The 12,514-nt window shown below is 41.2% G+C and carries 8 protein-coding genes; 3 read left to right on the forward strand and 5 right to left on the reverse strand.

Features of this window, described 5'->3' with window-relative positions:
- The first annotated feature begins 62 nt into the window (after positions 1-62).
- Positions 63-3,263 (forward strand): SNF2 helicase associated domain-containing protein, encoded by a 3,201-nt coding sequence (locus Q7A53_RS12500; protein ID WP_411789508.1) that lies wholly within the window; start codon positions 63-65, stop codon positions 3,261-3,263.
- A gap of 146 nt (positions 3,264-3,409) precedes the next feature.
- Here Q7A53_RS12500 and Q7A53_RS12505 read toward each other — a convergent pair whose 3' ends face one another.
- Positions 3,410-4,291, reverse strand: a complete 882-nt coding sequence (locus tag Q7A53_RS12505) for a COX15/CtaA family protein (RefSeq protein ID WP_411789509.1) — start codon at positions 4,289-4,291, stop codon at positions 3,410-3,412.
- Positions 4,292-4,523: 232 nt separating this feature from the next.
- Here Q7A53_RS12505 and Q7A53_RS12510 point away from each other — a divergent pair, with 232 nt between their 5' ends.
- On the forward strand, positions 4,524-5,174 hold the full coding sequence (locus tag Q7A53_RS12510) for a haloacid dehalogenase type II (RefSeq protein ID WP_411789510.1): 651 nt from the start codon (positions 4,524-4,526) through the stop codon (positions 5,172-5,174).
- Between the two features lie 28 nt (positions 5,175-5,202).
- Here Q7A53_RS12510 and Q7A53_RS12515 read toward each other — a convergent pair whose 3' ends face one another.
- Positions 5,203-7,272 carry a PAS domain S-box protein gene (locus tag Q7A53_RS12515; protein ID WP_411789511.1) on the reverse strand — a complete coding sequence of 690 codons (2,070 nt, stop codon included), beginning with the start codon at positions 7,270-7,272 and terminating at the stop codon, positions 5,203-5,205.
- A gap of 351 nt (positions 7,273-7,623) precedes the next feature.
- On the opposite strand from Q7A53_RS12515, the gene Q7A53_RS12520 reads away from it, so the two are divergent.
- Positions 7,624-8,985, forward strand: a complete 1,362-nt coding sequence (locus Q7A53_RS12520; RefSeq protein ID WP_411789559.1) for an NADP-dependent glyceraldehyde-3-phosphate dehydrogenase — start codon at positions 7,624-7,626, stop codon at positions 8,983-8,985.
- 131 nt (positions 8,986-9,116) lie between these two features.
- On the opposite strand, the gene Q7A53_RS12525 is transcribed toward Q7A53_RS12520, so the two are convergent.
- From Q7A53_RS12525 to Q7A53_RS12535, 3 genes are all read right to left on the reverse strand, one after another.
- Positions 9,117-10,064: a bile acid:sodium symporter family protein gene (locus tag Q7A53_RS12525; RefSeq protein WP_411789512.1), complete on the reverse strand. Its 948-nt coding sequence runs from the start codon at positions 10,062-10,064 to the stop codon at positions 9,117-9,119.
- Positions 10,065-10,315: 251 nt separating this feature from the next.
- Positions 10,316-10,495 (reverse strand): hypothetical protein, encoded by a 180-nt coding sequence (locus Q7A53_RS12530; protein WP_411789513.1) that lies wholly within the window; start codon positions 10,493-10,495, stop codon positions 10,316-10,318.
- 174 nt (positions 10,496-10,669) lie between these two features.
- The gene (locus Q7A53_RS12535; protein ID WP_411789514.1) at positions 10,670-12,475 is read right to left on the reverse strand and encodes an IucA/IucC family protein; all 1,806 of its coding nucleotides are present in this window, start codon (positions 12,473-12,475) and stop codon (positions 10,670-10,672) included.
- Positions 12,476-12,514: the final 39 nt, after the last annotated feature.

Raw genomic sequence — 12,514 nt, forward strand, 5'->3', positions numbered from 1 at the left:
TAGGAAGATAAACAAGCCCTTAACCTGTTATAATGAAAAAAAAGATAGTAAGGATGCCAGTTATGCAGTCATATTTATTACAACCGAATGATATTAAGAAAATTACAGGACCTACATTTTATCAGCGCGGCAAGCAGTATTATGAATCAGGGAAAGTCTATGGACTCGCCCATAACAGCGCCATTCGTTCCTGGCGGGCTGTAGTGACAGGCACTCACGATTATGAAGTGCGCGTTTTCTTTTTTGAAGATGATGATTTGGAAGCCACCTGTGAATGTCCTGCTTATGAAAGCTATTACAGCTGCAAACACGTAGCGGCGGTTCTTATTGCGATCCGAGAATGGGCGATTAAAGATGCAGCCCCTGCCTCTAGTGAGCCATCCATTTCAACGTCTAGAGTGATGACTACACATGATCGTTTATTTACTTCCCGACTTTATGAATCTTTCCGGCAAAAACGTGAAAACCGTTATAGTGGACAGGGGAAGAAAACATTAAATATCGAATATATCCTCCATATTCAAACCTTATTAGGTTCCAAAAATCTTGGACTGGAACTGAAACTTGGAGAAAACTATTCCTATGTCATTAAAAACATTCGAGAACTGCTGGAGCATGTCCAGCAGCAGAAACCATACCGCTTTTCTAAAAAGTTCAGCTATGACCCGGCAGAGCATCAGCTGTCCCCAGAAGATAGCGCAATCTTCCAGCTGCTCTATCAGGCACATGAACAGGAGCTATTCTATGATCGGCACTGGAATCAATCCGACCATAAGATATTGCCAATTCCTCCAGCGTCCGCTCGGGAATTACTGCCTAAGCTTGCGGAACAGTCGTGCAGTGTAATGAATCGAGGCAGTTATGAAGGAAAAGTTAATCTTCATCCTGATTTTCCTGAACTTGCTTTTTACATTTCTGAAGAGCGGGGGCACTTTCATATGCACATGAATAAGTTAAAGAGCTTTGATTACCTAAGCCCTTATCACCTGTTATATAAAGAAGGCTCTTTCTATCCGGTAGACCGTGAAAAAGAGGAGGTTATTCGGACGCTCACCTCTCTGTTACCGTATAATTCAAATGGAAACCATACGGTGAGCCACGAAGACATGCAAGGCGTTGTCTCCCATGTACTTCCTGAGTTAGAGACCATCGCCACCATCGAGCTGGATGAAGCCGCTCAGAAAAAGATTATCCAGGAAGATCTTCAAGCAGAAATCTACTTGGATTACAGCAGCTGGACGCTTACCATTGAGGTGAAATTTAAATATGGGGACTCCCTCATTAATCCTTTTAAGGAGAGGGAACAGCAGCAGCTGATCATAAAAAGAGATACAGAAATCGAGCAAGCCATCATTCAAATTATTGAGGATGCTGAATTTAGATTTGATGGAGAAATTGTTTATATCGAGGATGAAGAGGTCCTTGACGAATTCATGAGCGAATTTCTCCCTCGGCTGCAGGAATTAGCCAACGTTTATTTATCCTCCTCCATGAGAAATATGCTGAATCAGCAGGAGCGCGCTTTAAAACCAATGATTGAAATTGAACAGGACGGAAGCTGGCTGGATATCAGCTTCGGCATTGATGGGATTAGTTCCAATGATGTAACCGAGGCCATGAAAGCAGCGATCGAACGAAAACGATATTACCGCTTATCAGATGGTACGTTATTGTCCCTCACTACAGATTCATTTGAGAAATTCCAGCAGCTGGCATCAGAACTTGATTTAACGGCAGGAGATATTGATAACGAAACGGTAAAAGTCTCTCAAGCTCGCAGTCTTCAAGTGGATCATGTGCTGAATCCAGGAAAAGAAGAGCGTAATGAGAAATTCTCTGAGCTCGTTACCCATTTACAGTCTCCACAGACGTTTAATATTGATCCGCCTGAAGGATTGATGGCGGAGCTTCGGCCCTATCAGTTGACGGGATTCCGATGGATGAAAACACTTGCCACTTATCAGTTAGGCGGTGTGCTTGCTGATGACATGGGACTTGGAAAAACGCTTCAAACCATCAGTTTCTTATTGTATGAGAAAGAGAATGGAGGATTACAAAATCCAGTCCTCATTGTCGCCCCTTCCTCGCTTATTTATAATTGGCGAAAAGAAGTAGAAAAGTTTGCCCCGGATTTATCAGCCACCGTTATAACCGGCGATAAGTTCTCACGTGAGGAAGCGGTAAACGAAGCAAAAAACAGCGATTTATGGATTACTTCTTATCCGCTGTTACGTCAGGATGAATCGTTGTATAAAGACCAAAGATTCCATTCTTTAATTCTAGATGAAGCGCAAGCCATTAAAAATGAAACAACGAAGACCGCTGCAGCAGCCAGAAACATTAAAGCCAAGCATCGTTTTGCATTAAGCGGCACACCGATTGAGAACTCACTAAACGAGCTATGGTCTTTATTCAGAACAATTATGCCTGGCTTTTACAGCAGTAAAAAGAAGTTTCTGCAATTAAAACCTGAGAAATTAGCACGAATGACTCGTCCTTTTATATTAAGAAGAATGAAGACTGAAGTGCTAAAAGAGCTGCCTGATAAAATTGAAACGGTTCAATATTCAGAGCTGACGCGTACCCAGAAAGAAGTCTATTTAGCTTATTTGGAGAAGATTCAACACGATATTCAGGAAACCATCGCTGTTAAAGGGATCCAGCGAGGCAAGCTGGAAATCTTAGCCGGCCTGACTAGACTGCGGCAAATATGCTGCCACCCTTCGCTTTTCCTTGAAAATTATGAAGGCTATTCTGGAAAGCTTGAACAGCTGAAAGAACTTAGTCAAGAACTAAAAGAAGGCGGTCACCGCATGCTGATTTTCTCTCAATTTTCAAGTATGCTGAAGATTCTGCACGAACAATTATCGGCGGAAGGACTTGACAGCTTCTATTTAGACGGAAGGACTAAATCAGATCAGAGAATGGATATGGTTGAACGATTTAACCAAGGGGAAAAAGAAGCCTTCTTTATTTCATTAAAGGCAGGTGGAACCGGCCTCAACCTTACCGGGGCTGATACTGTCATTCTCTATGATTTATGGTGGAACCCAGCCATTGAAGAGCAAGCAGCAGGACGTGCTCACAGAATTGGCCAGGAAAAAGTCGTCCAAGTGATACGGATGATTTCTGAGGGCACCATTGAAGAGCGGATTTATCAGCTGCAGCAAAAGAAAAAAGATCTCGTTAATCAAATTATTCAGCCGGGTGAATCTATGCTGACTTCCTTGACAGAAGAAGAGCTTCAAGAATTGATTTATTAAATCGCATAAAGGTAAATGACGTGCCCACGGAAAGCGGATTCCGTGGACGAAGCGCCATTATGGATCACCGCACTAAGAACCCCCCAGCCATTATTATTAATGGCTGGGGGGTTCTTATGAATATCATTTTTTGTTTTATTGCAATATCACAGCGGGTTTTTTTGCTGCTTAAACCAGTAGCTTCCCATAATAGACCCACCAATGACCATCGTAATCGTAGAAATGATCATATGGATCGATGAAGCAAGAATGATGTTACCTGTGATGACTATCACAAAGCCGACCACCGCGTTCAGTATAATACTAATAAAGTATAGCCATGCCAAAGTTACATGGTAGCCAAATTTGGACGCATAGATCACAAACCATAGCGCGGCAACAAAAATCACGACGGTTGCAACCCAGTGAAGAGAGTAGATCATGTTGGCCATATTTTCATTAGTGACCAAGTACTCTACAGCAGGAATGTCCATCATTACATTACTAGCGCGGCTGTGTTTAAAGAAGGCACCTAGAATAATTTGGACTAAATAAAGAAGATAGCCAACCATAAATGCTTTGTAGCTCATGGAAACTTTTTCTCTTTCCATTTGAGAAAAGCTAGTCTGCCGCTCATGTAAACTATACGTAAGCAATACTAAATCAAGAAGCAGTGCCTGGCTGAACGTAACATCAAAAGTCGTAAAGCCCGGAGGAGTGCCTAACAAAACATTAAACCCACCAACCAGTGATTGAAGAACCAAAAGCACTAAACTCAATACGGAAAGAATTAATACCGAACGCCGCTTGCGGTACTTGTAAAGAGCACCGGCAGCGTTAATGACGGTTAGAAAAACTAGAAGCGGCACCATCAGACGGTGCGAATATTCAATAATCATACGGTAATTCGTAAAGTTCGGAAAAACCGATCCTTTACAGACAGGCCACGTTGTTCCACAAGCATCACCGGAATTAGTAGCTACCACTACATTCCCCAGTATAAGTGCCAGAAACGTAACGAAGGTTGTCAAAATAGAAAATTTCTTCATGGTCTTACCCTTTCTCTATTTAAAATAACGATTAATCTTAGCATCTCCATACCAAATCATATCATGAAAACTAAACAATAGAGAACGGAAAAGATAAAACATCCCCATGAACTTTTTGTGAACATGTCGAATCTTGTCGACTCCAGAGACTCTTGTCCCCTTTCTTTCCAGGGCGTTTGTTTATAAAAGAAAGATAAGGGGAACCCGCAACTGGAAAGGAGAGTGGTGATTTATGAGCTACAAAGCTTATGTATTTGATGCTTATGGAACTTTATTTGATGTCCATTCCGTAAAAGACAAAATTCATGAGATATTCCCAGATAAAAGCGAAGTCATTAGTCAGGAATGGCGAAGCAGGCAAATTCATTATTTTCTCGTGAGGCAATTAATTCAAGGGTACGAGCCCTTTGATAAAATCACCCGGTGGGCTCTGTTGGACGCGCTTGCTTATAGCGGCGAAGAGGCTGAAAAAGAAACCGTTACAACGCTGATGAAGCAATACGAAAAACTGACTCCCTATAAGGAAGTCTCCACTCTAGCTAAAAAGCATGCTGAAAAAAAGTTCACCATCTTCTCTAATGGAACTCGCGATATGCTGGAGCCCTTGTTAAGATATAATCAGCTAACTCAAATGTTTGGGTTACTAAGTGCAAATGATCAACAAATATTCAAACCCCACCCTAAAGCTTATCAATATGCTCAAGATGAACTCGGCGAAAAGAAAGATGAAATTCTATTTTTCTCAAGCAATCCCTGGGATATTGCCGGAGCTGCTCAATTCGGGTTTCATACAGCTTGGGTAAACCGAAGTCAAATGAAATGGCCGGAGCTTGGTTCTCAACCGGATTATATTATTCAGAACCTTAATGAACTACCAGACTGATCAAAAATGGATGGCACATGCCATCCATTTACATTAAATCTTCATATAAATAAATTTGGTCTTTTCCTTTTTTCTTCCCAGCATATAAGGCTTGATCCGCCAGTCGGAATAACCCTTCCATCGTTTCGCTGTCCGATGGAAAACTGGACACACCGATGGAGAACGAGGACAAAATGGACAGGTTGTCTACCTGGTAAGGAATACGCAGTCGGTCTAATAATCGCTGAGCAATATCAACCGCCTGCTCTTTCCTCGATAAGTTATTTAGTAAAACTGCAAACTCATCGCCTCCGATTCTCGCCACCAAATCCCCTTCTCGTATCCACTTGCTCAGTCTCTCACCCACAGCTCTTAGAAACTTATCGCCTTTGTCATGCCCATACTGATCATTAATTTGCTTAAAGCTGTCCCCATCTAAATACAGAAGCGCCATGATCGTATGATTATGCTTAGAATTTTCAATCAGGTTCTCCATTTGATCTTCAAAAAATCGCCGGTTCGGCAGATCAGTCAAATAATCATAATAGGCAAATTCCTTTAACTGTTTTTCATAGCTGACTTGTCTTGTAATATCTCTGGCCACTAATACAATATGGCTAACCTTCCCGTCTTCAGAAAGAACGGGATTCCCTCTGCAGTCATGCCATATCCATTGACCCTGGTCATTTAGCAGGCGAACTTTCATAGTAAAGGAATGAGTAGAATTCTTAAATTGCTTAAACACCCCAATGACCTCCGGCAAATCTTCTGGATGAAGAAATTTCACTACTTTATCAAAATCCATACTTAATGGATCTATCCCCATAAGCTGCTGATGAGAAGGGGAGGCATACATAATGTTTCCTTTGGGAGAAAATACCGTGATTAAATCCTGAGAGTGATTAGCAATTAACTGAAATTTTTCTTCGCTCTGTTTCAGTCTGTCCAGCGCGTATTTTTTCTCCGTTACATCTTCAAGCACCGCATACATTCCTACTTTTTGCTGGTGATCTAATATGGGTACAAGGAATACGTTCACAATTCGTTCTTCACCAGCTACTTTAAAACAGGTTTGAAAAGAATTCTGTTCCTCTAGAAATCCATTAATATGCCTTCTTACTTCCTCCAGCTTATCCTCCGGAATCCATTGCAGAATGGAAGTCCGCCACAGCCTCTCCTGGCTCATATTCAGCATCGTAAGAGAAGCTGGGTTTGCTTTTAAGATATCTCCGGTGCTGCTAAGCCTTAACACAGGGTAGGGATTGTATTGAAACAAAGAATGATAGCGATGCCGGCTGCCTTCCAATTTCCGGGCTGCCTGCTTTTGCTCAGAAATATCCCTGATAATCGAACTTACAGCGATCACTTTGTCCTCTTCCCCATGAATGGGAGAGACGGTAATTTCCACCTCTACTCTCGTTCCATCCTTACGTCTGCGCACGGTTTCAAATGATGAAGTATAGTTTCCATCTGCTGCTTTACTGAGCAGTCCAAGCGCTTCGTCCTGCAGTTCTTCTGGAATAAAAGGAAATGGAGTCTTTTGCAAATCTGACCGTTCAAATCCGTACAATTTTTGGAAAGCAGGGTTAATTTCCTGCACTTTTCCATCCATATCTACAATGAGGATAGCATCAGCTGTGTGTTTCATTAGAGAATGGTATTCCGCATTTATCCGTTTAAGCTGCTTTTCTTTTTCTACTAAATCTGTAATATCTCTAGTAATGGCTAAGATGTGAGTGACTTGATCACCCTCATTCTTTAAGGGTGTGAGCAGAGTATGACCGTTAAAGGTAAAACCATTCACGATCATCTGGTCTTCGTATGTATGAGGTCTGCCCGTATTTACCACGATCTGATATTCCTCCGCAAGATGTTCTGCTTTCTCTTTCTCAAGAATATCTTCCATTCGTTTCCCCTCCCATTTCGACTTAGGAAGGAAATGATATTTCTCAGCTGAACGGTTGATATAAACATAAGTAAATGAAAGGTCCTCTTCTACTGCCATCAGAAATAAAAAGTCTGATATTCCATTCATGAGCGTGTCAACCAATTCTCCATAGGGAAGCTGAACGGAATCCTTATCAAAATTCGCTTTAATTAAATCCTGCATACGCCCCATCCATATATCTCCTCACCTATTTTCTAGTTCTAAAGATCTACATTGTAATTCTATCGTACCATGTTACTCATGATTCTACACTATCCTGTTGAGATTAAAAATCAAAAATCCTAATAAAAGGAAATTTACACTATTATTCTATATTTGAAATTTAATTTAGCAAAACAACGCGTTAAATCGATATAGAATGAGCATGATTCCAATGTAAACGCTTAATTGGACTTGTTTTGACTAATTTCATCATTGAGAAATCAGTCCAATTCTTTATATAATTAACAATCAGAATATTTAAAAAATATAAATGAGGAGTGACATACTATTAAAAATTTAGTAGTCAAAAATGAAAGAACGATTTATTCTGTAACAGGAGAAACAGAGTTAGGAAAAGTTAGCCTGATGTCTCAAGATGAAGTTAATCAAGCCATTCAAAAAGCTGACTCTATTCAAAAACATTGGAAAAACTATAATCTTCACGACCGGGCGAAGATCTTGCATGACTGGGCTGACCGATTAGTAGAGAAGCAGGAAGATCTTGCTTTCATGATCTCTCACGAAGTAGGTAAAGGGATTGCCGCAGCTAGAAAAGAAGTGGTTCGTACAGCAGATTTAATTCGCTACACCGCCGAAGAAGGAGTCCGAGCTCAAGGCGATATCATGAGAGGAGACTCCTTTAAAGGCGGCTCCTCTTCAAAACTTGCTATGGTAGAACAAGAACCTTTAGGCGTCGTTCTAGCCATTTCCCCCTTTAATTATCCAGTGAATTTAGCCGCTTCAAAAATTGCTCCAGCTTTAGTCACCGGCAATACGGTGGTCTTCAAACCGGCTTCTCAGGGGACATTAAGCGGGAAACTTATGATTGAAGCTTTATTAGAAACCAATATTCCTAAAGAAGTCATTCAATTCATTACAGGAAAAGGCTCTGAAATTGGAGATTTTCTTGTCACTCATCCTAAAATAAATATGGTTACATTCACCGGCAGTACGAAAACAGGTCAGGCAATTGCGGAGAAAACAAGAATGATCCCTGTTGTCCTCGAATTAGGCGGGAAAGATCCCGCACTAGTGCTTAAAGATGCCGATCTTGATCTAGCTGTTAAACAAATTGTCAGCGGCGCTTTCTCTTATTCCGGTCAACGCTGTACAGCCATCAAACGAGTACTCGTGCAAAATGAAATTGCAGAGGATTTAGTTCAAAAACTTAAAGTAGAAATAGAAAAACTTACGGTAGGCAGCTACAAAGAGGAAGCAGATATTTCCCCGCTCATAAATGAGCAGGCAGCTGATTATGTGGAAGAATTAATTCAAGAAGCTGTAGAGAAAGGGGCACGCGTTGCCGTAGGAAATAAACGTAAGGAGAATATCATCCATCCTACCTTACTTGATTTCGTTAACGAGGATATGCGAGTGGCCTGGGAAGAGCCGTTTGGACCTGTACTTCCTATTATCCGAGTGCAGACGGAAAAAGAAATGATCAAACTTGCCAACCTGTCTGAGTATGGTCTGCAAGCAAGTATATTCACAAAAGATGTGCAAAAAGCGATCGAACTCGGCGCAGAATTAGAAGTCGGCTCTGTTCAATTAAATGCTAAAACGGAGCGCGGACCCGATCACTTCCCATTTATTGGGGCGAAAAGTTCAGGGCTAGGATCTCAGGGTGTTCGAAGAAGTATAGAATCTATGACAAGAGATAAACTGTTTGTCCTGAACCTATAAATGGAATACAAAGATGCTCAGCGTGCACCGAAGCCTATCACTTCTCTGCACGCTATTTTTTTAAGTGCTGTTCGAAGGAACATCAACCTAGCTGCCACCAATGAAATCCCTCATCTACGTAAGCTTCTTCTCTAAGACTTAGGTTGACCCGACTTCCTCGAAAGGATAAATCCAGTGAAAGACGCAAGAATCTGCTGAAACAGCATCCCCACTATAACAGGTACAGCTACTGGCGCAGGAAAGTAAGTAATCGCGATAACGGCTCCCCCGCTGATATTTCTCATCCCGCTATTATAGGTTAACGAGACGATAACATCCTGCTGCTGCTTAAATAACTTTCCCGCAGCATAACCTGTAGCATAAGCAAGCATGGCTAAGGCCAGAACCGTCGCACCTATTGCCAGCAGCTTCCCATTGATTTGTTTAAGAAAAGGCGCAACTCCTGAGCTGTTAATCGCTACTACCATTCCAATTCCTATTTTAGTGAAAGGGGACAGGGCGGCACTTAACTTAACACTTGTCTGCTTCTTAGTAAATTGATTCACAACCATGCCAAGAAGAGAAGGGATTACAATCATCCAAATCAAACCAGACATTATATCCGCAACGCTCATTTCTACTGCGGTCCCGACAAATATTCTAAGTACGAAGGGGACAACGAAAGGGGCAAGTAAAGTATCTACAAGGATGATGGAAAGCGTAAGAACTACATTCCCTTTATAAATCGAAACCCAGATTAAAGTAGTAATCCCCGTAGGAATAAGAAAGGATAAGATCAATCCTGTCACTGTATATGAGTCACCTGGAAACAGTATGCTTCCCGTTGCCAATGCAAGCAAAGGCATGAAAACATGGAGAACAAGTAAACATACGACAAGGGGCAGCGGATGTTTGAGAACTTTCCTTAAGTCCGTGAAGTTGGAATTTAAACTTCCTGAGAATGTCATAAAGGCAAAGATCCAGGGCACTAAATATATGTAGGTATGGAGCAAGCCTGAGAAAGTGACACCAAGTACTACGCTGACAGGCGTGATAAATGGCATGAATTTTTGTAAGTATACATTGATGGATTGCAGCATCAGTCAAAACTCCTTGTGTATGTATTAATATTGATGAACTGTTCCACTAAAGCTCCCAATTATTAAAGACTTAGTTTCGAGACAATTCAAGGACTTCCGGTAAGGTAATAAGTGGACATCCCATTCCTCATTATAAAACTATTCTACATTTTACCATGCTACATGATTGACTGCTCCGCTGAAGAATTGGACTACCACTGCCCGCTCAACAAAAAATGCCAGAAAGGACAGAACCCCTCTGGCATCATGATTTATAAATTTTCGGGCTTAGAAGATTCATTTCCTGCCCCATGTTCAATATAATCTTCTTCTAAAACAGTGTGATCTTTCATCGTCATTTCTGATTCCTGGGCTTCACGCTTTCCTCTTCTTTCAAAGTAAATCGCAACCGCAATGATTGCTGCTGGAATTAATAACCACAGCCAAACCATGGAATCCCCTCCTAGGGTTTAATTGTCTTACAATTAGTATATTCCCCGTTTGGAGGTATATATGCGATTCTAACAGGAAACAGGCAGGTAGTTCGACGACTTGTAACATACGCTAAGGTTTTGAAATCAAACTGTAAGCTGAACCCCAACCTTAGAACTACTTGATCTTCATTCCTAGACCTTTTCTTTGAATAAAGATAAAGGGTTCTTCACTTTTCCATACTCGGAAGCATGCGGCCGGTCATCACCATCTTCATAACCGTAATCCACCATTCGGTTTCTATTCAAACACAGCTTAGTCATTTCTGGTTTAAAGAAGTTAAACAACTCAAACCTTTCTTTTAAATGTGGAAATCGTTTTTGATACTTCTGGATGGACTCAGCAAGTAAACTCCAGAATTTCTCTTCCGATAAGCATTGGTGATTGATAAGGATATAGCTTAAATAACGCAGATGACATACAAATAAGCCCGTAAAAATAAATTGAGTTAAGCCTTCAGGAGGTTCACTTCTTAAAACGTCTTTTAGATCCTCCGGCAGGTCTCCTAGCTCGGGAAATGCTTGATCCGTGATATTCACATCATCTACGAAATCCTTTATAGCGAGCCGGTGCGGCCGTCCATCTTTCAGGACTAAAATCGTATTTTGACCATGCGGTGAAAATACGATCCCATATTGATAGAGATAATGAAGAAGTGGATCCATCACGACTTCAAATAATTGACTCACCCATTCCTCCGTGTCTAAGCCTGATGAATCGATTAAACTAGTCACGTAAGGTTTATCCTGATGATCTTCATGAATTAAGGCAGCTAGAGTGATGGCTTGCTCACCTTCTTCAAGATACGTATAGATACTCTCCCTCCAGATGGTACCCAGCATTTCATGGTATTGATAAGGAGCGTTTTTCACCTGGGTGAAATGTCTTTGGTCTACATTAATGCTTGCATTTTCACCTGGCATAATAGCCCTGCACTCCTCTTTTAGAAAGGAATCCTGGTCAAAAATGCCTTTAATTAATTCCGTAACTCTAGGTGCCGCTATGGTCCGTTCTGCCGGAAGACCCCGGTAGACAAGAGTATTTAATATGCTCATCGGCAGTTTAACATGGTGTTTGGTAAGAGAGCTTCGATTCAAGAATGTTCGAATGGATTGCTGCGGAAGGTAGATATCCTCCCCTTTTCCAAGTGGTATAAGAATGTTCTTCGCCAATTCTTCTGGGAAGTTTAAAATCAAAACATTTTTCCACTGCCACTCATGGACCGGTAAAAAGTAATATTCTGCTGGATCATTGCCCGCTTCCCTAACCTCATTTTCAAAACGCTTCTGTTCTTGCTGACTCAATTCCTGATTTATTAAATCCGTATAGTTTAACCCAGCAACTGATCGAAACTCAGCAGATCTACGCTGGACAGCCACCCAGGAGAGTCGTATTTCTTCATGCTTCTCTGGAGCATAAGCTAGATAGTCATCATACCCAAAGCCAATTCTCCCTTTGTTATAAGTAATCCAAGGATGACCTTTCATAAACCCTTCTAATTCAGCGTAATCCAGGTGGATCAATTCATCAGAAGATTTGGCGGACTTCTCCTGATGATGAGCGTCTGCAATTAAAGTCGCATTTAATTCCTTGATCAGGTGGCCCGTGGTCTCAGAGGACATGTTGATCCATTCCTGTAAATCAATTAACAGTTCAATCGCACTCTCTGCCTCACTAATGCCAGCCTCATTAATCACTTGAATGGTCCGCCATCTCACATCATAGCTGTCCAATAAACGACGAGCTGCTTGAAAGCGATATTTTTTCGTAGGAGAGACTGTTAATTCATATACTAATTCTCCTCCCCAGTTGTCGACAACTTTTGGATGGATCATATCTTCATACATGTACTCTGAGAGCATTTTCGCTTGTAATTTTTGATTGACCTTTTTCCACGATGATGGTTTGAATGTATCTTGAACATCGTTTTTGAATAACATTATATCCCCACTTTCCTAAAAGAATTGGATGTTTCTGTT

It is taken from the genome of Halobacillus rhizosphaerae (assembly GCF_046719735.1).
In the GTDB taxonomy this organism is placed as follows: Bacteria; Bacillota; Bacilli; order Bacillales; family Halobacillaceae; genus Halobacillus_B; species Halobacillus_B rhizosphaerae.